At 67.0% G+C, this 23,403-nt stretch carries 30 protein-coding genes and 1 pseudogene; 20 read left to right on the top strand and 11 right to left on the bottom strand.

The features are described 5' to 3' along the window. The first annotated feature begins 200 nt into the window (after positions 1-200). From ACP694_RS05045 to ACP694_RS05015, 7 genes and pseudogenes are all read left to right on the top strand, one after another. Positions 201-1,133, top strand: coding sequence for an iron-containing redox enzyme family protein (locus ACP694_RS05045; protein ID WP_426010907.1), 933 nt, complete (start codon positions 201-203; stop codon positions 1,131-1,133). 144 nt (positions 1,134-1,277) lie between these two features. Further along, positions 1,278-2,732, top strand: a complete 1,455-nt coding sequence (gene leuC / locus ACP694_RS05040) for a 3-isopropylmalate dehydratase large subunit (protein WP_426010906.1) — start codon at positions 1,278-1,280, stop codon at positions 2,730-2,732. Further along, positions 2,732-3,340 carry a 3-isopropylmalate dehydratase small subunit gene (gene leuD, locus ACP694_RS05035; RefSeq protein ID WP_426010904.1) on the top strand — a complete coding sequence of 203 codons (609 nt, stop codon included), beginning with the start codon at positions 2,732-2,734 and terminating at the stop codon, positions 3,338-3,340. The genes leuC and leuD overlap by 1 nt, the downstream gene beginning before the upstream one ends. A gap of 4 nt (positions 3,341-3,344) precedes the next feature. After that, on the top strand, positions 3,345-3,647 hold the full coding sequence (locus tag ACP694_RS05030; protein WP_426010902.1) for a putative quinol monooxygenase: 303 nt from the start codon (positions 3,345-3,347) through the stop codon (positions 3,645-3,647). 12 nt (positions 3,648-3,659) lie between these two features. Continuing rightward, entirely contained in the window at positions 3,660-4,712 is a 1,053-nt protein-coding gene (leuB, locus tag ACP694_RS05025; RefSeq protein WP_426010900.1) for a 3-isopropylmalate dehydrogenase, read from the top strand. A gap of 111 nt (positions 4,713-4,823) precedes the next feature. After that, positions 4,824-5,180, top strand: a complete 357-nt coding sequence (locus tag ACP694_RS05020) for a hypothetical protein (RefSeq protein ID WP_426010899.1) — start codon at positions 4,824-4,826, stop codon at positions 5,178-5,180. A gap of 67 nt (positions 5,181-5,247) precedes the next feature. Beyond that, positions 5,248-5,582 (top strand): annotated as a pseudogene (locus ACP694_RS05015) (AMP-binding protein); the annotation flags it as partial. 171 nt (positions 5,583-5,753) lie between these two features. Here the strand turns inward: ACP694_RS05015 and ACP694_RS05010 are convergent. Further along, a complete protein-coding gene (locus tag ACP694_RS05010; protein ID WP_426010897.1) occupies positions 5,754-6,386 on the bottom strand; it encodes a lysoplasmalogenase family protein in 633 nt (210 codons plus the stop codon). Beyond that, the gene (locus ACP694_RS05005) at positions 6,379-6,801 is read right to left on the bottom strand and encodes a YkvA family protein (RefSeq protein WP_426010896.1); all 423 of its coding nucleotides are present in this window, start codon (positions 6,799-6,801) and stop codon (positions 6,379-6,381) included. The genes ACP694_RS05010 and ACP694_RS05005 overlap by 8 nt, the downstream gene beginning before the upstream one ends. A gap of 55 nt (positions 6,802-6,856) precedes the next feature. Here ACP694_RS05005 and ACP694_RS05000 point away from each other — a divergent pair, with 55 nt between their 5' ends. Then, entirely contained in the window at positions 6,857-7,639 is a 783-nt protein-coding gene (locus ACP694_RS05000) for an SDR family NAD(P)-dependent oxidoreductase (RefSeq protein ID WP_426010894.1), read from the top strand. 42 nt (positions 7,640-7,681) lie between these two features. Here the strand turns inward: ACP694_RS05000 and ACP694_RS04995 are convergent, their stop codons facing one another. From ACP694_RS04995 to ACP694_RS04985, 3 genes are all read right to left on the bottom strand, one after another. Beyond that, positions 7,682-8,308, bottom strand: coding sequence for a CC0125/CC1285 family lipoprotein (locus ACP694_RS04995; RefSeq protein ID WP_426010892.1), 627 nt, complete (start codon positions 8,306-8,308; stop codon positions 7,682-7,684). A 99-nt stretch (positions 8,309-8,407) separates the two neighbouring features. Further along, on the bottom strand, positions 8,408-9,040 hold the full coding sequence (locus ACP694_RS04990) for a LysE family translocator (protein ID WP_426010890.1): 633 nt from the start codon (positions 9,038-9,040) through the stop codon (positions 8,408-8,410). A gap of 43 nt (positions 9,041-9,083) precedes the next feature. Further along, positions 9,084-9,488 (bottom strand): MAPEG family protein, encoded by a 405-nt coding sequence (locus tag ACP694_RS04985; RefSeq protein WP_426010888.1) that lies wholly within the window; start codon positions 9,486-9,488, stop codon positions 9,084-9,086. Between the two features lie 164 nt (positions 9,489-9,652). On the opposite strand from ACP694_RS04985, the gene ACP694_RS04980 reads away from it, so the two are divergent. Genes ACP694_RS04980 through ACP694_RS04970 form a run of 3 tightly spaced genes read left to right on the top strand, consistent with a single transcriptional unit; the run spans position 9,653 to position 10,578 of the window. After that, complete coding sequence (locus ACP694_RS04980; RefSeq protein ID WP_426010886.1) at positions 9,653-9,853, top strand: KTSC domain-containing protein; 201 nt, start codon at positions 9,653-9,655, stop codon at positions 9,851-9,853. Between the two features lie 47 nt (positions 9,854-9,900). Beyond that, entirely contained in the window at positions 9,901-10,116 is a 216-nt protein-coding gene (locus tag ACP694_RS04975) for a cation transporter (protein ID WP_426010885.1), read from the top strand. Positions 10,117-10,131: 15 nt separating this feature from the next. Beyond that, entirely contained in the window at positions 10,132-10,578 is a 447-nt protein-coding gene (locus tag ACP694_RS04970) for a hypothetical protein (RefSeq protein ID WP_426010883.1), read from the top strand. Positions 10,579-10,662: 84 nt separating this feature from the next. On the opposite strand, the gene ACP694_RS04965 is transcribed toward ACP694_RS04970, so the two are convergent. Together ACP694_RS04965 and mtgA are read right to left on the bottom strand one after the other, a co-directional pair. Continuing rightward, on the bottom strand, positions 10,663-11,208 hold the full coding sequence (locus ACP694_RS04965) for a GNAT family N-acetyltransferase (RefSeq protein ID WP_426010882.1): 546 nt from the start codon (positions 11,206-11,208) through the stop codon (positions 10,663-10,665). Between the two features lie 9 nt (positions 11,209-11,217). After that, complete coding sequence (gene mtgA / locus ACP694_RS04960) at positions 11,218-11,925, bottom strand: monofunctional biosynthetic peptidoglycan transglycosylase (RefSeq protein WP_426010880.1); 708 nt, start codon at positions 11,923-11,925, stop codon at positions 11,218-11,220. A 77-nt stretch (positions 11,926-12,002) separates the two neighbouring features. Between mtgA and ACP694_RS04955 the strand changes: the two genes are divergently transcribed. Then, the gene (locus ACP694_RS04955; protein WP_426010878.1) at positions 12,003-12,668 is read left to right on the top strand and encodes a nitroreductase; all 666 of its coding nucleotides are present in this window, start codon (positions 12,003-12,005) and stop codon (positions 12,666-12,668) included. A 73-nt stretch (positions 12,669-12,741) separates the two neighbouring features. After that, positions 12,742-13,485 carry a copper homeostasis protein CutC gene (locus ACP694_RS04950; RefSeq protein WP_426010876.1) on the top strand — a complete coding sequence of 248 codons (744 nt, stop codon included), beginning with the start codon at positions 12,742-12,744 and terminating at the stop codon, positions 13,483-13,485. A gap of 265 nt (positions 13,486-13,750) precedes the next feature. On the opposite strand, the gene ACP694_RS04945 is transcribed toward ACP694_RS04950, so the two are convergent. Continuing rightward, positions 13,751-14,773: a WD40 repeat domain-containing protein gene (locus tag ACP694_RS04945; RefSeq protein ID WP_426010874.1), complete on the bottom strand. Its 1,023-nt coding sequence runs from the start codon at positions 14,771-14,773 to the stop codon at positions 13,751-13,753. Between the two features lie 223 nt (positions 14,774-14,996). Here ACP694_RS04945 and ACP694_RS04940 point away from each other — a divergent pair, with 223 nt between their 5' ends. Together ACP694_RS04940 and ACP694_RS04935 are read left to right on the top strand one after the other, a co-directional pair. After that, positions 14,997-15,446 carry a biopolymer transporter ExbD gene (locus ACP694_RS04940; RefSeq protein WP_426010872.1) on the top strand — a complete coding sequence of 150 codons (450 nt, stop codon included), beginning with the start codon at positions 14,997-14,999 and terminating at the stop codon, positions 15,444-15,446. Positions 15,447-15,600: 154 nt separating this feature from the next. Beyond that, on the top strand, positions 15,601-16,035 hold the full coding sequence (locus ACP694_RS04935) for a biopolymer transporter ExbD (RefSeq protein ID WP_426010870.1): 435 nt from the start codon (positions 15,601-15,603) through the stop codon (positions 16,033-16,035). A 76-nt stretch (positions 16,036-16,111) separates the two neighbouring features. On the opposite strand, the gene ACP694_RS04930 is transcribed toward ACP694_RS04935, so the two are convergent. Then, positions 16,112-17,224 carry a CobW family GTP-binding protein gene (locus tag ACP694_RS04930; protein ID WP_426010869.1) on the bottom strand — a complete coding sequence of 371 codons (1,113 nt, stop codon included), beginning with the start codon at positions 17,222-17,224 and terminating at the stop codon, positions 16,112-16,114. A 183-nt stretch (positions 17,225-17,407) separates the two neighbouring features. Next, the gene (locus ACP694_RS04925) at positions 17,408-18,034 is read right to left on the bottom strand and encodes a hypothetical protein (protein ID WP_426010868.1); all 627 of its coding nucleotides are present in this window, start codon (positions 18,032-18,034) and stop codon (positions 17,408-17,410) included. 208 nt (positions 18,035-18,242) lie between these two features. Between ACP694_RS04925 and rplU the strand changes: the two genes are divergently transcribed. The 3 genes from rplU (at position 18,243) to ACP694_RS04910 (ending at position 19,846) form a co-directional block, all read left to right on the top strand. After that, positions 18,243-18,758, top strand: a complete 516-nt coding sequence (gene rplU, locus ACP694_RS04920) for a 50S ribosomal protein L21 (RefSeq protein ID WP_426010867.1) — start codon at positions 18,243-18,245, stop codon at positions 18,756-18,758. Positions 18,759-18,837: 79 nt separating this feature from the next. Next, complete coding sequence (gene rpmA, locus ACP694_RS04915) at positions 18,838-19,110, top strand: 50S ribosomal protein L27 (RefSeq protein ID WP_426010866.1); 273 nt, start codon at positions 18,838-18,840, stop codon at positions 19,108-19,110. A gap of 202 nt (positions 19,111-19,312) precedes the next feature. After that, positions 19,313-19,846 (top strand): GNAT family N-acetyltransferase, encoded by a 534-nt coding sequence (locus ACP694_RS04910; RefSeq protein ID WP_426010865.1) that lies wholly within the window; start codon positions 19,313-19,315, stop codon positions 19,844-19,846. A gap of 4 nt (positions 19,847-19,850) precedes the next feature. Here the strand turns inward: ACP694_RS04910 and ACP694_RS04905 are convergent, their stop codons facing one another. Then, positions 19,851-20,810, bottom strand: coding sequence for a hypothetical protein (locus ACP694_RS04905; protein ID WP_426010864.1), 960 nt, complete (start codon positions 20,808-20,810; stop codon positions 19,851-19,853). A gap of 214 nt (positions 20,811-21,024) precedes the next feature. Between ACP694_RS04905 and obgE the strand changes: the two genes are divergently transcribed. Continuing rightward, positions 21,025-22,089 carry a GTPase ObgE gene (obgE, locus tag ACP694_RS04900; protein ID WP_426010862.1) on the top strand — a complete coding sequence of 355 codons (1,065 nt, stop codon included), beginning with the start codon at positions 21,025-21,027 and terminating at the stop codon, positions 22,087-22,089. Further along, positions 22,090-23,250, top strand: a complete 1,161-nt coding sequence (proB, locus tag ACP694_RS04895) for a glutamate 5-kinase (RefSeq protein ID WP_426010860.1) — start codon at positions 22,090-22,092, stop codon at positions 23,248-23,250. It abuts the gene before it with no gap. The last annotated feature ends 153 nt before the right edge of the window (positions 23,251-23,403 follow it).

Raw genomic sequence — 23,403 nt, 5'->3', positions numbered from 1 at the left:
GACCTCAGGTCTCGAAGCCAAATAACGATACGAGGGCGCGCCACCGAGCGCGCCCTCTTTCGTTGGCGTCTGCGACGCCGCCTCTGTCAGTCAAGTAACTCAGGAACACCTGGCCTGAAATCCCGTTACGTCTTCCCAAGATGAGTCTCGGCGCACCCTCGGTCGCCGTCTCGCCCCATGGATAGTCTACGGAGAGCAAGATGTTTGGTGGTCAACGCCTGGCGAACCTAGGTCTCTTCACCCCCGAATTTCCCGACGCCGAAGCCCTGCATCGCGGTCTGGCCCACTGGAACCATCGCCGAATGGCGGTGGCGACCCCCACCGCCGGCTGGCGCGCGGAAGTGGCTGAGGAAGCGCGCATGAAGCGGCTGGAAGGCGAGTTCGTCGAGCAGTTCCGCGCCTATATCGCGCCCATGGTCGCCGACCTGCCGACCGATCCTGACGGTTTCATCGGCTGGTTCGAGGACCTCAAGGCGTTTGGCCCCGGCCAAGGCGATCCACTGTTCGACTGGCTTGAGGTCGAGGCCAGCCTGGAGGACCTGAAGTGGTTCCTGACCCAGGAAGCCGCTGGCGAAGCCGGGTTCGACGACCTGGTCGCCCTGACCCAGGTCAAGCTGTCGGACCGCGCCAAGCTGGAACTGGCCCGCAACTACTGGGACGAGATGGGCCGCGGCAACGCCAATGGCATGCACGGCCCGATGCTGACCCGAACCACCGCGGTGCTCGGCCTGACGCCAACCATCGACTTCACCCTGTGGCAGTCCCTGGCCCTGGCCAACGCCATGACCGCCTTCGCCACCACCCGTCGCTACACCTACCAGTCGGTCGGCGCCCTGGGCGTGGTCGAGCTGACCGCCCCAGGCCGCGTGGCCCTGGTCGACGCCGGCCTCAAGCGGGTCGGCGTGGCGCCGGAGGTGCGCAAGTACTTCGCCCTGCACGCTGTGCTCGACGTCGAGCACTCCAAGGCCTGGAACGCCGAGGCCCTGATCCCGCTGGTCACCGAGAATCCCGACTGCGCCCGGCACATCGCCGAGGGCGCGGTGATGCGGTTGATCTGCGGCGAGCAGTGCTTTGATACCTACCGCGCCCACCTGTGGGCCCATGCCCACCCCCTGGTCTACGCTGCCGAATAGGCCATTCGAGGCAAGAAACTGCGCCACGGCGACTCGCACTGTGCCTCTGGGGGCACGAACGACCGCGAGCGCCGCGATCGACCTCGAATTTTGAGCGCTGGCCGCTTTACGCGCCCCCGCTCAAGGCCTAGACGCGCGGGTATCATGAGCTCCGCACCCAAGACCCTCCCCAAGACCCTCTACGACAAGATCTGGGACGCCCACGTCGTCAGTCAGCAGGACGGCGAGGCGATCCTCTATATCGACCTGCACCTGATCCACGAAGTCACCACGCCGCAGGCCTTTGCCGGCCTTCGCGCGGCGGGCCGCAAGGTGCGCCGACCCGACCGCACCCTGGCCGTGGCCGATCACAATATCCCGACGCAGGGCCAGGCCCTGGGCGTCGACGCGGTGACCGACGAAGAGGCGCGGCTGCAGCTCCAGACCCTGGCGCGCAACGTCCAGGACAACGGCATCGAGTTCTTCCCGATGGGCGACATCAGGAACGGCATCGTCCACGTGGTCGGTCCCGAGCAGGGCCGCACCCAGCCGGGCATGACCATCGTCTGCGGCGACAGCCACACCTCGACCCACGGCGCCTTCGGAGCCCTGGCCCACGGCATCGGCACCTCCGAGGTCGAGCACGTCCTGGCCACCCAGACCCTGCGCCAGGAAAAGTCGAAGAACATGAAGGTCCGCGTCGACGGCCAGCTTGGCCCCGGCGTCACGGCGAAAGATGTCGCGCTGGCCGTGATCGGCGAGATCGGCACGGCCGGCGGCACGGGCTATGTCATCGAATTTTCCGGCCCGGTCATCGAGGCCCTGTCGATGGAAGGTCGCATGACCCTGTGTAACCTGACCATCGAGGGCGGGGCCAAGGCTGGGCTAATCGCGCCCGACGACAAGACCTTCGCCTATATCCAGGGCAAGCCGTCGGCCCCCAAGGGCGCGGCCTGGGAGATGGCGCTGGCCCACTGGAAGAGCTTCGCCAGCGACGCCGCCGCCCATTTCGACCGCACCGTGGTGATCGACGGTTCGGCGCTCGTGCCGATGGTCACCTGGGGCACCTCGCCAGAGGACGTCATCCCGGTGACCGGCAATGTGCCCGACCCGGAAAGCTTCGCCACGCCCGGCAAGCGCGCCGCCGCCCACCGGGCGCTTGACTATATGGGCCTGACCGCCGGCCAGCCGATCAGCGCGGCCCGTATCGACCGGGTGTTCATCGGTTCCTGCACCAACAGCCGGATCGAGGATATGCGCGCCGCCGCTGCCGTGGTGCAGGAAGCCTTCCTGCACGGCCGCCTGGTAGCGCCCCACGTCACGGCCATGGTCGTGCCGGGCTCGGGCCTAGTCAAGGAACAGGCCGAGGAAGAGGGGCTGGACGCCATCTTCAAGGCCGCGGGCTTTGACTGGCGCGAACCGGGCTGCTCGATGTGCCTGGCCATGAACCCCGACAAGCTGCAGCCGGGCGAGCGCTGCGCCTCGACCAGCAACCGCAATTTCGAGGGCCGCCAGGGCCGCGCCGGCCGCACCCACCTGGTCTCGCCAGCCATGGCGGCGGCGGCGGCGATCGCCGGCCATCTGGTCGATGTGCGCACCTTCCTGACGGAGACCGTCTGATGCAAGCCTTCACTCGTCTCGACGGTCGCGCGGCGCCGCTGTCGCTGGCCAATATCGACACCGACCAGATTATCCCCAAGCAGTTCCTGAAAACCGTCGAGCGGGAGGGCCTGGCCAAGGGGCTTTTCTACGACTTCCGCTTCGACGGCGAGGGCCGCGAGAACGCCGACTTCGTGCTCAATCGGGCGGAATACAAGGGCTCGTCCGTGCTGATCGCTGGCGACAATTTCGGCTGCGGGTCGTCGCGTGAGCACGCCCCGTGGGCGCTGATGGACTTCGGCATCCTGTGCGTGATCTCGACCAGCTTCGCCGACATCTTCAACAACAACTGCTTCAACAACGGCCTGCTGCCGGTGGTGCTGAAGCCCGAGGAGGTCGCCCAGTTGATGGACGAGGCCAAGGGCGGCAACCACATGGTCAGCATCGACCTGGCCGCCCAGACGGTGATCTCGCCGTCGGGCCGGAGCTTCCATTTCGACATCGATCCCGTGCGCAAGGACAAGATGCTGCGGGGCCTGGACTTCATCGGCGAAACCCTGATGCACGGCGCCGATATCGATGTGTACGAAGGCAAGCGGGCGCTGGATCGGCCGTGGCTGGAAGCTTAGGGCAGTGACCCTGATCCTCGCCGGCACGATCCGCATCGCGCCCGAGCGCCTCGCCGACCTGCGGCCTCACCTGCAAGCCCAGGTCGAAGGCAGCCGAGCCGAACTCGGCTGCCTGGACTACGCCCTCAGCGAAGACCCGCTCGACCCCGGCCTGATCCGGGTCTACGAGCATTTCGTCGACGAGGCGGCCCTGGCCTTCCACCGCGCCAGTCCGCACATGGCCGCCTGGCGGCTAAGCTGCGCCGAGCTGGGCGTCCACGACCGCAACATGGCGTCCTTCGACGTCTCCGCCTATCGCGCCATCTAAGAGAGCCCTCCGATGTCCACGCTCCTGCTCCTGCCCGGCGACGGGATCGGCCCCGAGGTCTGCGCGCAGGTGCGCCGCGTGGCCACCGCCCTCACCCCGGATCTGAAGATTGACGAAGCCCTCTATGGCGGCGCCAGCTATGACGTGCACGGAACGCCCTTGACCGACGCGGTGCGCGACGCGGCCCTGGCCAGCGACGCGGTGCTGATGGGCGCGGTCGGCGGTCCCAAATGGAAGGACGCCCCGCGCCACCTGCGACCCGAGGCCGGCCTGCTGCAGCTGCGCAAGGAGATGGACGTCTATGCCAACCTGCGCCCGGCCTATTGTTTCGAGGCCCTGGCCGACGCCTCCAGCCTGAAGCGCGAGCTGGTTTCAGGCCTGGACATCATGTTCGTCCGTGAACTGACGGGCGGGGTCTATTTCGGCCAGCCGCGCGGCATCGAGGATCTCGGAAACGGCCAGAAACGGGGCGTCGACACCCAGGTCTACACCACCGCCGAGATCGAGCGCGTGGCGCGGGTGGCCTTCGAGCTGGCGCGCGGCCGAAGCAACCGCGTGGCCTCGGCCGAGAAATCCAACGTCATGGAAAGCGGCCTGCTGTGGAAGCAGGTGGTCACCGAGCTGCACGTCCGTGACTATGCCGATGTCGAGCTGGAGCACATCCTGGCCGACAACTGCGCCATGCAGCTGGTCCGCGCGCCCAAGCAGTTCGACGTCATCGTCACCGACAACCTGTTCGGCGACATCCTGTCGGACGCCGCGGCCATGCTGACCGGCTCGCTGGGCATGCTGCCCTCGGCTGCACTGGGCGCGGCGGGCAAGCCAGGCCTGTACGAGCCCATCCACGGCTCGGCCCCCGACATCGCCGGCCAGGGCGTGGCCAATCCCCTGGCCGCCATCCTGTCGTTCGAAATGGCCCTGCGCTGGTCGCTGGGCCGCCTTGAGGCGGCTGATGCGCTGCTGTCGGCGGTCAAGGCGGCGCTGGAAGGCGGAGCCCGGACACGGGACCTGGGCGGGGCGTTGACCACGGCTCAGATGGGTGATGCAGTGCTGCAGGGGTTCTAGGTTATGAAGCGGGCGCTAATGTGGATCGTTGCGGCGGCGGGCCTCGCCGGCTGCATCCGCGTTGAGGACGTCCGCCTGCCCCCCGACGCTGGAAGTCATGGAACGCCCGTCTTGTTCCAAGGCGCAGCCGACACGGTCTGCGTCTATGAGCCCCATCCGCCAGCGCTGGGGCGCCAGCTCAGCCATTCCGACCTCAAGGGCCTGCGCGCCCTGCTCGCCAAGCGATGCCCAGGCTGGCGTGACGAAGGCCTGACGGGTCATTGGGCGCCCTCGTTCGAGACCCTGGTCTTCCAGGTGCGCGACTGTCGGGTTGTCGCCACCCAGCGGGTCTTCGCCGGCGAGCGGATGATCGACACCGCGCAGGGGGACTTCTGCACATCCAAGGCCGATTTCGACATCGCGCCGACGGGCCAGCCTCCAACGCCAGTCTTCATCGACAAGGCCCGGGTTCGGCCTTACGCCGAATAGGCCCCAGGCCTTCCCTAACCTCTCCCAGGCCCCACCCTCCTCTCAACGATAAGAAGAGGGCGCGTCCATGATCCTGGGCCTGATGCAGACCACGCCGCTGCTGGTCAGCGGCATCCTGCGCTACGCGGCCAGCGCCCATGGCGGGCGCGAGGTGGTGTCCCATCTGATCGACCGCTCTGGCGCTACGACTATGAAAGCCTGGCCCGGCGCGCCGCCCAGGCGGCCAACGCCTTGACCCGGCTGGGCGTGAGGTCCGGCGACCGGGTCACCTCCCTGGCCTGGAACACCCACCGGCACCTGGAGCTGTTCTACGCCGTGCCCGGCCTGGGCGCGGTGCTGCACACCGCCAATCCCCGGCTGTCGGACGAGCAGATCGTCTTCACCATCAACCACGCGGCCAGCGTCCGGGCTGTGGGCGATCCAACGGTCGCCGTCGCGGGTCAGGTCCGCGCCAAGGCCGGCCGTCCATTTCGGGAAGGCTTCAGGCGGCTGAGCGAAAGCATAGACCTCGGCGGCAACCCGGGCGATCGATACGGTGATCGGACGGGCCTCGAACAGGGCCATCACGCTCTCCTACCGCAACATGCCGTAGGCGATCAGCGCCTGGCCGCCGAAGTAGAGGAACCATACCGCCCAAGCCGTCAATCGGGTCGATCCCGCAAGCTTGGCGCCCTTGAACAGGTCGAAGGACAGGACGGCGTCGGACGTCATGAAGGCCAGGGCCCCCAGCGCGGCGGGCCAGCGGGCGTGGGGCAGCAGCAGGCTCAGCGTCACCATGGCGACGATCGCGGCCACATAGGCCACGACCGCCGGCCGCAGCGCGCCGAGCGCGGGCCAGAGCCGCCACAGCATGACCGCTGCGGCCGCCACGACCAGCGGCGCCGTCGCCCAAAAGAGCGCGTCCACCGTCCCGCGCTCTTTCCAGAACAGCAGCGCATAGGCGACATGGCCAGCGAGGAAGGCGGCCAGGCCGAACGGCAGCCAGCGCTCGGGATCGCCGGCCAGGAAGGCGTCGCCCACCGCGCAGAGCGCCAGGGCGATGGCCAGCAGCGGTCCGCCACCCTGCCAATAGGCCAGCACCGCCAGGGCGCCAGTGGCCGCGGTTTTGACCACGGCGCGCATGAACGACGGCGGCCGCTCGACCAACAGCAGCCCATAGAAAAGCGCGCAGACGGCCGCCGCCGCCCACAATCCGCTGTCAGTCATCGTCGCCCATCTTGGTCAGGAAGGCCTTGGCAGCATCCTTGTGACGGGCCTTGAGGTTTCGGCCGACGATCGCGATGACCGCCGCGATCACTGCGGCGTCGTCGGTCAGGCCGACGGCCGGGAGGATGTCCGGAATGGCGTCGGTCGGCAGCACAAAATACGCCAGAGCGGCGAACATCATGCCCTTGGCCGAAGCCGGCGTCGTGGGATCCCGGGCGCACCACCAAAGCGACAGCGCCTCGGCCGCGAACGGCGCCTTGGAGGCCACCTTGCGGATCTTCGGCCAGAAGCCGCGCGTCACGCGCTGCTCATTGACCCGCACGGTCGCGGGGACCAGAGCCTTCCTGGGATCCAGCACGTCGTCCGGCTTGAAACCCGGATTGACGTCGGGGGATGGTTTGGCGTCGGCGCTCATCGGGTTAAACCGCTCCTCAAGGTTCCAGTTAAACGCAACCAAAGAGGAAACGTCCATGAAACTCGACAACACCGTCGCCGCCGTCGTCACCGGAGGCGGTTCGGGCCTCGGAGAGGCCACCGCCCGCGCCCTCGCCGCCCAGGGCGTCAAGGTCGCGATCTTTGACATGAACGAGACCACTGGCGAGAAGGTCGCCGCCGAGATCGGCGGCGTGTTCTGCAAGGTCAATGTCACCTCTGACGCCGACGTCGACGCCGGGTTCGAGAAGGCCCGCGCCGCCCACGGCCAGGAACGCATTCTCGTCAACTGCGCCGGCACCGGTAACGCCGCCAAGACCGCTGGCCGGGACAAGGCCACCGGCGAAACCAAACACTTCCCGCTCGACGCCTTCAACATGATCATCCAGATCAACCTGGTGGGCACCTTCCGCTGTATCGCCAAGTCGGCCAAGGGCATGCTGGACCTGGCGCCGCTGGAAGACGGCCTGCGCGGCGCGATCGTCAACACCGCCTCGGTGGCGGCGGAAGACGGCCAGATGGGCCAGGCGGCCTATTCGGCGTCCAAGGGCGGCGTGGTCGGCATGACCTTGCCGATCGCCCGCGACTTGATGAGCGAAGGCATCCGCGTCAACTGCATCCTGCCGGGCATCTTCAACACCCCACTGATGAACAACGCGCCCGAGGCGGTGAAGGCGGGGCTGGCGGCCTCGGTGCCGTTCCCCAAGCGCCTGGGCAACCCGGCGGAATACGCCCACTTGGCCCTGACGATGATCACCAACGACTATTTCAACGGCGAAGACGTGCGCCTGGACGGCGGCATCCGCATGGCGCCGCGATAGGCGCCAGCTTCCTTCTCCCCGCAAGGGGAGAAGGAAGGAAGGTTACTTCGCCACCGGCCGTTGAACGCTGGGCGTCAGGTTTTCCATGATCTGACGCGCGTCGTAGGCCCTCGGATCGCCACCCGGCTTGACGCCCTTGTGCATCACGATCTCGGCGCTGGCCTCGAACTTCTGGATGGTCCGGACCTCGGCCTGACTGGCGAAGAAGGGATCGCCCCAGTAGGGATCCCACGAACGCCAGCCACCGTAACCAGCGCCGTAATAGCGCCAGGCCGGACGCCAGTAGCCGTAGCCGCCGCCGCCGCCGCCGCCGCCGCCGTAATAGCCGAACGGACGGCCGAAGGGGTCACCTTCGATCACCGTGCGGGCGTCGCGATCGGTGCGGCGGTCGGCGGTCTCGAACCAGTCATAGCCCTGCTGGGTGGTGAGTTCGGCGGCCCGATACAGCAGATAGCGTTCGACGGTTTCCCGCGAGGTCAGGCTGTTGCCGGCGAAGGTGACCCGATAGCGGTCGCCCTCGAGGCGTTGGTCGGTGAAGCCGCCCGAGGCCGTCTGGCCGGGCAGGTTCGGCTGGTAGGGGGTGGCGGTGGCGCAGGCCGTCAAGAGGGCGGCGAGCGCCACGGCAGCGACCAGTCCGGCTTTTCCGGATATGGCCTTGCGAATCGTCATGGCGCGTTCCTTCGAAGGAGTCATTTCGTCCCATAAGACTCAATGCATGGCGCAGCTTTGTGGTTTCGCCAAGGCCGTAGCGTTTTAGCGACAACGCGATCAGCCGCGCGAGACGATCAGCCCGGCCGCCGTGATCAGCAGCACGCCGACCAGCAGGGCGAAGCCCCGGCGAAAGGTCGGCTCGTTCATCCGTGACGAAAGCGCCGCGCCGCCCAGGCCGTAAGCGCTCATGCTGATCAGGTCCATGCCAATGGTGGCCGCCGCGAACATCGCCAGTTGCGGAGCCAGCGGCCGATGGATGTCGATGAAGGGCGGCAACACCGCGCCGAAGAACAGCAGGATCTTTGGATTGGCGATCTGTACGGCGAAACCGTCGCGAAACGCCGAACGGCTCATCTGGAAGGCGCGATGCTGGCCGGTATGGTCCGCTGGCTTCAACCCCGACCGGATGGACCTGATCCCCAGCCAGACCAGATAGGCCGCGCCGGCCCAGGCCAACAGATGAAAGGCCTGGGGGAAGGCGATAATTAGGGTCGCCAGCCCCAGAGCCGCCGCAGCGAACCAGGTCAAGGTCGCGGCGTTCATGCCCGCCACGCCGAGCAGGGCCGCAGCCTTGCCCTTCTGCATTCCCGTGGCGATAGCGAACAGATTGGCTGGCCCCGGCGTGATGGCCATGACGAACATGGTCACCAGGAAGGCGCTGTAGCGGGCGGGATCGACGGGCAGAGGCATGGCTTGCCCTATAGCCAGACCGCGCCCGCCGGGAAAGCCGGCTCTAGTTGCCGACCACCATCAGGATCCAGATGACCCGACCCAGGGCGCCGAACAGCAGCACGGCGGTGGCCAGGGCCTGGATGGTGAACCCGGTCTCGCGCTTGCCCGGATCCGCCACATAGCCGATGGCGTAGACGATTCGCCCGACAATCCAGATCACGCCCAGCACAGCGGCGACCAGATCACTCCAATAAACGGCGAACAGCCAAAGCGACGGCAGGAACAGCGGCAGCCATTCCAGGGTGTTGGCCTGCACGCGGATATGCCGTTCCAGCACCGGATCACCGGTCATGGTGGGGGCGCTGATGCCGGTGCTTCTCCGGGCGCCCGCCACTCGCAGGACCATCCAGACATAGACGAGAAGAGCGACCAGCGTGACGATGGCGACCCAGGAATGCGGCTGCATGTGCGTTCTCTCCCCCAGCCCATCGAAGCGGGGCCTTGGCACCGGGGACTAGACCCTATTTCGCCGCGCCTTGCACCCTAAACGGCGCCAACCGTCCTTGGGAACCGCCGCCCTTCGCCGCGCGCTTTTATGGACAGACGCTCCTCATGCGGAGGCTTTCTGCCATGCGCGTTGACTCCACGGCGATCCGCCAAATCGACTACGAACCCGAGCACGGCAAACTGTTCGTCACGTTCAATGACGGCGACGAATACGTCTATGTCGGGGTGCCGCCCCGCGTCACCGAGGCCTTCGCCCGCGCCCCGTCCAAGGGTCGATTCTTTCAACGGATGATCCGCGACCGCTATCCCTACAACCGGGTGTAGACGCCGCGCTGACGGACCAGCGGCCCCCGCCGCCGCGTTCGGCCCGCATGGCCGCGACGGGATCTCATAAAGGTTCGACCACGGTCGTCTATGCGGCCTTGGCCGGGAACCTTGCGATCGCCGCCACCAAGTTCGTGGCCTTCGCCCTGACCGGCTCGTCGGCCATGCTGACCGAGGCCATCCATTCCAGCGTCGACACCGGCAACCAGGACTTGTTGCTCCTGGGCCTGGCTCGCGCGAAAAAGCCGCCTAGCGAGACCTAGCCGTTCGGCTACGGCATGGAGGTCTATTTCTGGGCCTTCCCGGTGCTGCTGGACGACGGAGCGGCCCTGGCCGGTCTGGCCATCGCGGCGATGGGCGTGGCCGGCTCGACCTATCTCCATCTGCCCTGGGCGGACGGGGCGGCCTCGGCGGCGATCGGGGTGCTGCTGGTGCTGGTGGCGATCTTCCTGGCCAGCGAAACCCGCAGCCTGCTCACCGGCGAATCCGCCTCGCCGCGCGTCGTCGAGGACGTCCGCGCCATGCTGGCCGCCGACCTGCGGATCGACAGCGTCGCCGGGGTGCTGAGCATGCATCTGGGTCCCAGCGAGATCCTGCTGGGCGTCACCCTGGACTTCTGCGACACCCTGACGGCGGTCGATATCGAGACAGTCGGGGATGATTTCGCCGTGGCGATCCGGGAAATCGATCCGAGGATCACGCGGGTGTTCGTGCGGTCGGGGTGAGCCCGGGCGGCCCATGCCCGGCCGCTGGAAGGCTGATTTTTACACCGCTCATCCCGGCATTCGCCGGGATGAGCGGTTCAGGGTTCAGCCGCGCTGCGCCTTCCACTCATCCGCCGTTTGCCCCCACAGCTCGATCGGCGCGTCCTGGAACGGCTCCGGCAGCCGTCCGATTTCCAGGAACCGCGAGCCGATCTTCTCCGCCACCCGCATCGAAGGCGTATTGGCCGGGTCGATGCAGTGGACGATCCGAGTCCATTCCAGCGTGTCGACCGCGAAGTCGACGGCGGCGACCGCGGCCTCCACGGCGTAGCCCTTGCCCTGGGCGCGGGGATGCAGGCTCCAGCCGACCTCGGTGCCAGGCCAGCCCTCCGGCGCCCACGGTCCGATCCGGCCCTGCCACAGGCCCGTGTCCTTCTCGATCACCGCGAACATGCCAAAGCCGTTCAGCGCCCACGACCCGGCCATGGTCGCCATGGCCCGCCAAGCCTGCGACCGGGTCATGACCCCGCCGATATAGCGAGCGGCCACGGGGTCGGCCATCAGTTCGGCCCAGCAGTCGAGGTCCTCGGCGGCCGGGGGCCGCAGGATCAGGCGTTCTGTCTCAAGGGTCGGCCCAGGGGCGATGGCCATGGCGTCCTCCTAGGCCACGCAGGCCGACAGGCCCTTGCGGCGCACAGCGCCGGAGGCCTTGCCGATCCGGCTGGAGCGTTTCTTGACATAGCGGCCGGGGTCGACCGCCTTCCACTTTAGTGGGCTAGGCAGGATGGCGGCCAAGCGCGACGACTGCAGCGGCGTCAACTGGTCCGCGCCGACCTTGAAATAGGCCTGGGACGCGGCCTCCGCGCCATAGAGCCCCGGGCCGTATTCGATGGAGTTCAGATAGACCTCCATGATCCGCTTCTTGCCCCACAGGGTTTCGATCAGCACCGTGAAATAGGCCTCCAACCCCTTGCGTACATAGGAGCGGCCCGGCCACAGGAAGACGTTCTTGGCGGTCTGCTGGCTGATGGTCGACCCGCCGCGAATCTTGCCGCCCTTCTCGTTATTGGCATAGGCCTTCTGCAGGGCCTCGATGTCGAAGCCATGGTGATCGCAGAACTGGGCGTCCTCGGCGGCGATCAGGGCGCGCGGCAGGGTCGGCGAGACCTGGTCGATCGAACGCCAATGGTGGCTCCAGCCCTTGCCCTGGATGGCGCGGATGATCATCAGCGGCGTGGCCGGCGGCGGCACGAAGCGATAGACGATCACCGTCAGCACCGGCCCAGCCACGAGCACGATGAACAGGGCCAGAAGACTGTTACGCATCAGAACCCGCACGGATCGCCTCTTGCCCAAGGGCTCTTGCATTGACGTTGCGGCCGGATGCTAGCCAAGCCGGGACCGTCTGTCGCGAGCCTTAGCGCGCATCGGCCAGGGAGCTCGCGATGAACGTCACCGAAGCCGTCGAACGCCGCATGTCGGTCCGGGCCTTCAAGCCCGATCCGGTGCCAGGCGACGTCGTCCGTGCGTTGCTGGAAACCGCCGCCCGCGCGCCCTCGGGCGGCAACCTCCAGCCCTGGACGGTGCACGCCCTCAGCGGCCAGCCCCTGGCCGAGTTCAAGGCCCTGGTCGCCGGCCGGCTGATGGACCGCGACGAGCCAGAATATGATGTCTATCCGCCGAACCTGTGGGAGCCTCTGCGCACTCGCCGCTACCAGGTCGGCGAGGACCTCTATGGCGCCCTCGGCATTCCCCGCGAGGACAAGCTGCGGCGTCTGCAGCAGTTCGCCTACAACGCCGAGTTCTTCGGGGCCCCGGTGGCGCTGTTCTTCTCGGTGCACCGCAGATGCGGGCCGCCGCAGTGGTCGGACATCGGCATGTACATGCAGAGCCTGATGCTCCTGGCGACGGAGCGAGGGCTGGATACCTGCGCTCAGGAATTCTGGTCGGTCTACGGCAAGCTGGTCGCCGACTTCGTGGCCTTGCCCGAGGACCACATGCTGTTCTGCGGCATGGCCCTGGGCTACCGCGACGAGGCCAATCCTGTGAATAACTGGCGTTCGCGCCGCGACCCGTTCGAGGCCTGGGGGGTGATGCGGGGGTTCGAATAGGGCCCCTCCCCGTTTCGCCCGGGTTGTGCTCCAAGAGGCCCTTCGAGAGTCCACCGGTCCTGACGAGGCGAAGATGTCCAAGCGCGTGATCCTGGAAGTCTGTGTTGATACGCCGGCCGGACTGGCGGCGGCGATCGCCGGCGGGGCCGACCGGATCGAACTGTGCTCGGCCCTCGCCCTGCAGGGCCTGACGCCCGCACCGAGCCTGATGGCCATCGCCGCCGAGGCCGAGATCCCGATCTATCCGATGCTCCGCCCCCGCCACGGCGACTTCGTCTATGACGACCGCGACCTGGACGCCCTGTTTCGCGACATCGACGCCGTCCGCGACGCCGGCCTGGCCGGGGTGGTGATCGGCGCCAACCTGGCGTCAGGTGAACTGGACGTCGAGGCGCTGTCGATGCTGGTCGCCCATGCCGAGGGCCTGGGCGTGACCCTGCACCGCGCCTTCGACCTGGTCCCCGACCAGGCCGCGGCGCTGGAGTCGGCGATCGACCTCGGCTTCGAGCGCATCCTGACGTCCGGCGGCGCCCACAACGCCCTGGCCGGGGCGGAGCGCATCGCCGCCTTGGTGGCGCAGGCGGACGGCCGCATCGCCATCCTGGCCGGCGGCGGGGTCAATCCCGCCAATGTGGCCGAACTGGTGGCGCGGACGGGGGTCACCGAGGTGCACGGCTCGTTCAGCGGGCCGATGACCATGGGCGTGGCCGGGGGCCATGACGGCCTGGCCTACAAGCTGGGCTTCGTGCCGGACGGACTAAGAGATACGCACGAGGCGACCGTGGCGGCGGTGGTGAAGGTGCTGGCGGGGCTGTAAAAAACACTCCGCTCAGGAGTGGAGGGGATTGGCGGCGCGTGAGGACCGGCGTATGCGCCTGTCCTCACGCCCTAGTGGTGAGATTCCGTCGCTTGGAACCCGCCCAAATCCTTCTCGGGAAAGGGATCGAGCGATTTCCAGAGGGACTCAAGCGTCGCGTTCTATCCACTAGTGGTGAGATTCAGTCGCTTGGAACCCGCCCAAATCCTTCTCGGGAAAGGGATCGAGCGATTTCCAGGGGGACTCAAGCGTCGCGTTCTATCCACTAGAACCGCGTGTCCATCGCCGGGATCGCGATGATACCCGCCTCGCCGTCCTCGTCGCCCCAGGCCAGCCTCGTCCCGTCGGCGGAAACGGCCAGCGAGCTGATCGCCGCGCCCTTCTCGGCCTTCAAGGTGTCGATACGGCCCGAGCGCATGTGCGCGCCCCAGATCTTGCCGTTGTCCTGGCCGGCGATGGCGACCGGCAGGGCCTCGACGCCCGCCACCTGCACCACCAATGAGTCGCGCGAGAAACCGATCTCGGCGGCCTCCTTGCCCATCGGACCGTTCGCGCCGGCGAACGGCCAGACCACCGCGCCATTGGCGCCGGCCGTGACCATCAGATTGCCCTTGTCGAAGAAGGCCAGGCTCTTGATCTTGGCCGGGTAGCCGCCCATCCGCATGTCCTTGCCGTCGCTCAGCCGCCAGCCATGCAGCTGGCTTTCCTGCATCGAGGAAACCAGGAACTTGCCGTCCGGGCTGAACATCGCGGCGATATGGCTGCCGGCCCACTTCATCACCGTCGGCTTCTGACACTCGATACGGGCCCACCACAGCGACACCCCGCCATAGCCGGCCGTGGCCAGGCGCTTGCCCTTCGGGTCGAAGGCCAGGCCCGAAACGGTCTTGTCGTGGGTGAACACCCGCAGGAACTTGGCGTCCGTCGCGTCGCGGACGTGGGCCTCCTTGCCGGCGGTGAAGGCGATCAGGTTGGAGGCGGCGCTGGTGGCGACATTCTCGATCCAGCGGCCCTTGACCTCGGCGATAACGGTGGCGACCACCTCGTCGCCCTCGACCCGGCTCCAGACCACCTTGCCGTCATCGCCGCCGGTGATCACGCCCCGGCCCGACGGGTGGACGGCGGCGGCCAGCACGGCGCCGTCATGGGCCTCGACGGTGACGAAACCGCTCTCCCCGTTTTCCTGGGCCTCCTCGAATCGAACGGTGCCGTCACCCAGGGCGAAGGTCGCGCGGTCGGCGCGGTCGAACAGGGCGGCGGTGACATAGGCGTCGAACGAATAGATCATCCGCGCGCCATACCCCGCCTCGCTCCGGGCGCCTAGTCGCGTGGAAAGCGAGCCGGGACCCGGCAAAGGCCCGCCTGAACGGTGTTCGGTTAAAAAGACTCACAAAAGGGGTTGCCATTGCGCCGCGTCGTCGGGCTTTACTTCGTCGCCCGTCTGAGCCAGACGTGGCCATCTAACAATTGCGGGACCGCGCCTGTTGCGGCCCTTGGGAGACAGTCAGGCTATGGCGGCTAAACTCTCCGGCGGTGGTGGCGGTCGCTACTCCCTGGGCCAGAACTCCGAAATCAACGTCACTCCGTTCGTCGACATCCTGCTGGTGCTGCTGATCATCTTCATGGTCGCCGTGCCGATGGCGACCGTGGCGATCAAGGTCGACCTTCCGCCGGCGGTTCCGCCGCGCCCTGAAGATCCGAAGCCGAAGGAGCCGGTCTTCATCTCGATCCAGAAGTCGGGCGCGCTCTATGTCGCGGAAAAGCAGACCAGCCTCGACACCCTGCAATACGACCTGGAAGGCAAGTTCACCGCGAACGGCCAAGGCGGCAGCAAGGAAGACCAACGCGTCATGGTTCGCGCCGACGCCGACGTCATGTACGCCGACTTCATGGGCGTGCTGAACCAGCTGCAGACCTCGGGCTGGTACAAGGTCGGCCTGATCAACGAAGACATCCACTAGGGTCCTTCGACGATCGCCTAAAATAAGAGGTCGGGCATCAGCGTCCGGCCTCTTTTATTTGCTTCCAGGTTTTTACGCCCGTAGTTTTATTGCTTTACAGGGTCTTGAAAGCGCTTAAACTACGCCTGTAAGTTCTTCTTGCAGGAGGCGGGCGATGGCGGCGAAACTTTCGGGCGGCGGCGGGCGGCATACGGTGCGCCACAACGCCGAAATCAATGTCACGCCCTTTGTGGATGTGCTGCTGGTGCTGCTGATTATCTTCATGGTCGCCGTCCCCCTGGCCACCACCGATATCCGCCTCGACCTGCCGCCAGCCTCCAACGAGCCCTCGCCGCGCGAGCCGGTGTTCATCGCCATCCAGGACGGGGGCGCGCTGTTCCTGGCGGGCCAGCCGACCAGCCTGAAGACCCTGGCCGGCGATCTCAGCGCGAAGTTCGTCGCCGAGGGTCAAGCCGGGGCCCGCAAGGAGCAGCGGGTGATGATCAGCGCCCAGGCCGATGTGCCCTATGAGGCGTTCATGGGCGTGATCAACGCGGTCCACACCGGAGGTTGGACCAAGGTCGGGATCATCAACGAGGATTTGCACTAGCCACTGGGATAGTGCGACGGCGCACTTGCCCCCACCTGGCGACTGCGTCGCCAGGTGGGGGCAAGTGCGTGAGCTACTAAGCCGCCGTCGCCTCGAACCCGGCCTTCAGCTCGGCCTCGTCCAGGTCGCGGCCGATGAACACCATCCGGCTGTAGCGCTTGTCCTTTTCCGTCCACGGCCGCTGGAAGTCGCCTTCCAGGATCATGTGCACGGCCTGGAACACCAGGCGGCGCTCCTCGCCCTGGACGTCGATGATGCCCTTGGCGCGCAGGATGTCGGGGCCGCGCTTGGCGAGCAGCTCGTTGAGCCAGACGGTGATCTTCTGGCCGTCGATCGGACGGTCCAGGGTCAGGGAGATCCCCTTCACGCCGTCATCATGGATGTCGCTCTTGGCGCCGTGGTCGTGATGGTCATGACCGCAATGCTCGTCATGCACGTGGCCATGGTCGTGCCCGTGATCATGATGGTCGTGACCGCATTGCTCGTCGTGAACGTGACCGGCCTCGCCATGGCCCGGGTTCAGAAACTCCGGCTCCAACTCGGTGATCCGCTCCAGGTCGAAGCTGTGCTTGCCGATGATGGCGTCCAGCGGGACATTGGAGCGTTGGGCGCGGTGGATCGGGGCCAGGGGGTTGATCCGCTTGATACGAGCCTCGACGTGGCGCAGGTCGTCCTCCGAGACGAGGTCCGTCTTGTTGAGCACGATCTGGTCGGCGAAGGCGATCTGCTCGACGGCTTCCTTGGAGTCGCCCAGGCGCAGCAGGATGTGCTTGGCGTCGACCACGGCGGTGACCGAGTCGAGATAGGTGCGGGCCTTGACATCCTCGTCGACGAAGAAGGTCTGGGCCACCGGGCCGGGATCGGCCAGGCCCGTGGTCTCGACGATGATGGCGTCGAAGCCGCGCCCCCCTTGTGTTTTTTGGCGCTTCATCAGGCCCTGCAGGACCCGGATCAGGTCGCCGCGCACCGTGCAGCAGACGCAGCCGTTGTTCATCTCGAACACTTCTTCATCCGCGCCGACCACCAGGTCGTTGTCGATGCCGACCTCGCCGAACTCGTTGACGATCACGGCGTATTTCTTGCCGTGCTCCTCGGTGAGGATGCGGTTGAGCAGGGTGGTCTTGCCGGCGCCGAGATAGCCGGTCAGCACGGTGACGGGGATCTTGCCGGAGGGAGCGGTGTTGGTCATGGGCGCTATTTAGGAGCTGTGAGGGCTGGGGGGAAGCGGTGGGCTCAATTGCCTGTCGTCGCCGCCCACATCCGTCTTCCCGGCGCAGGCCGGGACCCAGGTTCATCCCGAGCGTTTGGTGGGTTTCACCGGGGCCCCGGCCTTCGCCGGGGAGACGGAAAAGGAGTGAACCGATTGAGCCCTCTAGGTCTTCAGAAACGCCACCGCCGCGCCGATGGCGATCAGCGCCACGCCGAGGATGGTCTCCTCATACTGCTCCAGTCGCGCCAGGCCCAGGCGGTTGAATCCCGCCAGGCTCAGGCCCGTGAACAGCAGCATGCCCGCTGAGGTGGCCGTCAGCAGCACGGCGCTGAGCACCAAAAAGCCGGCCAACCCGTGCTGCATCCCCGCCAGGTAATAGGGGAGGAAAGCCTCGCAAGGCGACAGGGTCAGCAGGACCACCAAGGCGGTGATCGCCGCCTTGTCGGAGGCGAACTTGCGGCTGGCGTCAATCGTCGCGTGCCTGTGGCGGCCCCGCAGCAGATAGAAGGCCCCGAACGCCGCCATCAGCCCGCCGATGATCCAGTGGAAATAGCCGCCCAGATGAGGTTCGGCGACTAGGCCGGCGGCCACAACCGCCAGGCCCAGCACGATGGTCAGGCCCACATGGCCCAGGCCCGCCAGCAAGGTGACGCCCAGGGTGCGGCCCGTGCTCCACTTCTGCGCCCGCCCGACCAGCACGAATGGCAGCCAGTGCGTGGGCAGGGCCGCGTGCAGGAAGGCCACGGCGAAACCGGTGGCGGCGACGGAGGCGAAGAAGGTCGTATTCACCCCCGACCCTCTAGCCTGTTATATTGTAACACGCTAGCCTCAAATGACTCCCGCATCCCGCCCTCGGCGTTGCTAACCGGCCACGGGAATGTCTCATCTCGCCGTTGACTCAACGGGCGCCGGCTGTATAAGTCCGCCCCCTCGCCCGCTGGGTTTCCTGGCGGGCGTTCCCTATTTTGCGAACGCACGTTTCTTAAGGCGCTAACCTATGTACGCGGTGATCAAAACCGGCGGCAAGCAGTACCGGGTCCAAGCCGGCGATCTGCTGGTTGTCGAAAAGCTCGACGGTGAACCGGGCTCGGAAGTCGCTTTCAGCGAAGTCCTGATGCTTGGCGAAGGCGAGGCCGTGACGATCGGCGCTCCCCTGATTGAAGGCGCGGTCGTGACCGGCGCCCTGCTCGAAACCCGCAAGGGCGAGAAGGTCAAGATCTTCAAGAAGATCCGCCGTCAAGGCTATCGCCGGACCCGTGGCCACCGCCAGACCGAGTCGGTCGTGCGGGTGACCTCGGTCGCTGGCGGCGGCAAGGAAACCAAGTGGGAAGGCGTCATCGACCTGACCCCCAAGGTCATCCTCAACGCCCGCGCCCGCGGCCTGGGTGACGCCGCCGTTCCGGCGACGATCCCGACCATGCCGGTCAAGGCGCAAGCCGAAACCACCGCTCCCAAGCCGAAGCCCGCGCCGAAGACGGCCGCGACCGAAGCCGCCCCGGAAGCGCAAGCCTGAGACCCTCGCGGGTTTCAATAAACGATCAGCTCGATCAAGGTCTCATTTGAGAAACCGGATCAGGACCTAGGAGGCCACTATGGCTCACAAGAAATCAGGCGGCTCTTCGAGCAACGGCCGCGACTCCGCAGGCCGTCGCCTTGGCGTGAAGAAGTTCGGTGGCCAGAAGGTGCTCGCCGGCAACATCATCATCCGGCAACGCGGCACCAAGTTCTATCCGGGCGCCAATGTCGGCATAGGCAAGGATCACACCTTGTTCGCCCTGATCGAGGGCGCGGTGGGCTTTATCACCAAGCGCAATAACCGAACCTACGTGAACGTAGCGGCTCCGGTGGCCCAGGCCGCCGAATAGCGCGAACCGCGTAGAGACCGGGTCGCGCTTTCCTCAAGAAAGACGATCCGGACAGACGAACCCAAGCGGGGAGTCCGGAACGCCGGGCTCCCCGCTTTTGTTTTGTCCGCGCTGTGGATTTCCCCGCCCCAATTTGAACCCGGGTCTGAAATCCAGGCGTCACGGTCCTGACCTAGAAGGGCCGAGCACGGGAGGCGCGCTGATGTGCGTGATCGATAGAGGGCAGGTCATCAAGACATCGCGGCTGACGCTGCGCATGCCGATGATCGACGACGCGGCGCGGATCAGCGACCTGGCCGGTGACTTCGCCATCGCCCGGATGACCACCCGCATGCCCTGGCCCTACAGCCGCGGCGACGCCGATGGCTTCGTGGCCCGCTGCCAGTCCCAGGATCCCAAGCTGCACGCCACCTTCGCCATCGAGCTGGAGAACGAAGGCGTGGTCGGGGTGCTGGGTTTCTTCACGCCGGCGATCGGCCATCTGGAGGTCGGCTATTGGGTCGGCCGCCCCTACTGGGATCGCGGCGTGGCCACGGAGGCCGCTCAGGCCGCCCTGGCCTGGGCCAAGACCGACTGGCGCAAGAAGCTGGTCGTCGCCGGCCACTTCGCTGACAACCCGGCCTCGGCCCAGGTGTTGATCAAGGCGGGGTTCCTGTACACCGGCGTGGTCGAGCACAAGCCCTCGACGGCGCGCGGCGAGGTGGTGCCGACGCGGATGATGGTGTGGCTGGCTTAGCGGACTAGGCCGCCCGATGCGTCGCGACGACCTTCTGCGGGCCTTCGCGGAAGCGCTTTTCGGCGACGACGATGCGTTCGCAAAGGGCGTCCAGGTCGCTGAGCAGCGAATAGGTCGCGTAGATGGGGATCTCCATCATCGCCACCTGGGCCCTCGGCATGAACTCGCAGTACTTTTTCCAGGCGATGTGGGTGTCGCGGGCGTTCATGGCCCGCTGACCTAACGGGCTCCACAGGCCAAGGCCCATCAGTTCGTCCCGGCATTCCTTCATCACCGGCAGGGCGATGTAGAGGAACAGGAAGGTCGGGGTGGCGGCGCGGCCGAACTGCGGCTGCACCTGCATGTGCCAGATGCGGAAGGCCTCGAAGAAGCCGGCCTTGCGCGCCGAATCCGGCGGCAGCCACTGGAGGTCCTGGTTGATCAGATCCTGGGCCGAGCTGGCGCGCTTGAGCAGCTCGTCGGCGCTGCGGCCCTCGGCCATGGTCTTGGACAGGGCTTGGACCGGGATGGCCAGGCGCTTGGCGACATCGGGGAAGCTGACCTGGCGGCCGGCCATCGGCGTCCACTGGCCGAAATTGGGAGCATTCGGCGCCTTGGCCCGCTGGATCGCGGCGGCCTGGTGCAGGATCTGCATTTGCTCGCGGTTCCTCGACGCCTGGTTGCGATCGAATTCCGCTTCATGCGCCGCCTGTTCGTCCGGCGTCATCCAGCGCGCCCGGCCCGGGCCGTAGGTGCGCTCGTTGCGGTTCAGCAGGACAAGGCCGTGTTCAGGAGAGGGGCGTGGGCCGATGTCGGTGAGGAAGGATCGGAAGTCGCGCCAAGTCCCGGTCACGCCGGTGCCGCGGCTCATCAGGATGTTGCGATGCACCGAGGCTTCATTGGCGTACTTGCGGCAAAGAGTCGGCAGGGTCAGGTCAGCGAGATCCCGCTGCAATTCCTCTCTGACGTCCTGAATATTCGCCAACGCCAGCCTCCCTGCGCGATCGGACTCAGGCGGTTTCCCGCACAGGAACCTTTGTCGCACCGTCTGTTTTAATATTTCGTCACGACCGCGAAGGTCGGTTCGTGGGTCGCGGCGCCGCTTGCAGGCCGCGATTCTGGGTCGGCGAGGCCTTGGGAAGCCCACGAAAAGGCCGTTTCGGCTCGACGGGCAAGGCTGGTTGCGACAAAAGACGCTGATGAAATTCTTGGACCAGTGCAAAATCTATCTGCGCTCCGGCAACGGTGGCGGCGGGGCGGTCTCGTTCCGACGCGAGAAGTATATCGAATACGGCGGCCCCGACGGCGGTGACGGCGGCCGCGGCGGCGACGTCTGGATCGAGGCCGTCGATGGCCTCAACACCCTGATCGACTATCGCTACCAGCAACACTTCAAGGCCGGCACCGGCATCCATGGCATGGGTCGCGGCCGTCACGGCGCGTCCGGCGATGACGTGCTGCTCAAGGTCCCGGTCGGCACCCAGGTGCTGGAGGAGGACAAGGAGACCCTGATCGCCGACCTCGACACCGCCGGCATGCGCATTCGCCTGGCCAAGGGCGGCAACGGCGGCTGGGGCAATCTGCACTTCAAGGGTCCGGTCAACCAGGCGCCGAAATACGCCAATCCCGGCCAGGACGGTGAGGAGCTGTGGATCTGGCTTCGCCTGAAGTTGATCGCCGATGTCGGGCTGGTGGGCCTGCCCAACGCCGGCAAGTCGACCTTCCTGGCCGCCGCCAGCGCCGCCAAGCCGAAGATCGCCGACTATCCCTTCACCACCCTGACCCCCAATCTGGGCATGGTCGACCTGTCGACCAGCGAGCGCTTCGTGCTGGCCGACATTCCCGGCCTGATCGAGGGCGCCAGCGAGGGCGCGGGCCTGGGCACCCGCTTCCTGGGCCATGTCGAGCGCTCGGCGGTGCTCATTCACCTGGTGGACGGCACGCAGGACGATATCGCCTTGGCCTGGACCACGATCCGCGGCGAGCTGGAAGCCTATGGCGACGAACTGGCCGACAAGTCCGAGATCCTGGCGCTGAACAAGGTCGACGCCCTGGATCCCGAGACCCGCGAAGCCAAGCGTGCCGAACTGCAAGCGGTCTCCGGCGTCAAGCCGATGATGGTGTCGGGCGTTTCGGGCGAGGGCGTCACCGAGCTGCTGCGCGCCGCCTTCATCCAGGTGCGCATCCGTCGTGGCGAGACCCCCGTCGAGGCGGCGGTCGAAGAGGCGCCCGAAGCGGAAACCCCCGGCGGCTGGAACCCCTAGGTGTCGGCCCAAAATGCGACAGAGGGGGGGGGAGCGCTCAAGGCGGCCAGGCGGATCGTCTTCAAGGTCGGTTCGGCCCTGCTGGTCGACGCCGAGACCGGCGCGCCGAACCGCGCCTGGCTGAACGCCTTTTGCGGTGATCTCGCCGCCCTGCGGGCCCGGGGCCAGCAGGGGGTGGTGGTGTCGTCCGGCGCCGTGGCCCTGGGCCGCCGCCGCCTGGGCCTGACCTCTGAAAAGATGGGGGGACGCAAGTCTCTGACCCTGCCAGAGAAGCAGGCCGCCGCCGCCGCCGGCCAGTCGGTGCTGATGCGGGCCTGGGAGGAGGCGCTGGAGCCGCACGGCGTGGTCGCCGCCCAGATCCTGCTGACCCGCGACGACACCGAGACCCGTCGCCGCTGGCTCAACGCCCGCGCCACCGCCGAGACCCTGATCGCCCTGGGCGTGGTCCCCGTGGTAAATGAGAATGACACGGTGGTCACCGAGGAGATCCGCTACGGCGACAATGACCGGCTGGCGGCCCGGGTGGCCCAGATGGTCGGGGCCGACCTGCTGGTGCTGCTGTCGGACATCGACGGCCTCTACACCGCCGACCCGCGTCGCGACCCCGGAGCCCGCCATATCGAGCGGGTGACCGAGATCACCCCCGCCATCGCCGCCATGGCCGAGGGCGCCAACGCCGCCGCAGGCGTGGGCACCGGCGGCATGGCCACCAAGATCGCCGCCGCCCGCATCGCCCGAGCCGCCGGCTGCGCCACCCTGATCACCCTGGGCTCGCGCCCCCATCCCCTTCAGGCCATCGAGGCCGGGGCCCTGGCCACGGTGATCGAGGCCGTCGCGTCCCCCGCCGCCGCCTACAAGGCCTGGATCGCCGGGTCTCTTGCCCCCCAAGGCTGGCTGACCGTCGACGCCGGCGCCGCCGCCGCGTTGCAGACCGGCAAGAGCCTGTTGTGCGCCGGGGTCCGAGCCGTGGAGGGGCCGTTCGACAAGGGCGACGCCGTCCGGGTCCGCGACGAGACCGGGCGCGAGATCGCCCGAGGTCTGGTGCGCTATGACAGCGCCGACGCCCACCGCATCGCCGGCCTGCGCTCCGACGCCATCGAGGCCGAGCTGGGCTTCACCGAGGGCCCGCTGATCCATGCCGATGATTTGGCGGTGGGTTAACCGCTCGAGGCCCCCGCGAAGGGTCAGGCGGGGTAGGTGTTTTCTGGGCGCGCGCGCTCGTCCTGACGCGGTCAGCCGCGAGCATATGGAAAGGGTCGCGGAGCGCCGGACGACGTGGCTTACACAGGTCATGGCTCAAAGTGAGTCCGACGC

This window comes from Caulobacter sp. DWR2-3-1b2, from assembly GCF_049896345.1.
Lineage (GTDB): Bacteria > Pseudomonadota > Alphaproteobacteria > Caulobacterales > Caulobacteraceae > Caulobacter.
This window is presented reverse-complemented; position numbering and strand designations above follow the sequence as displayed.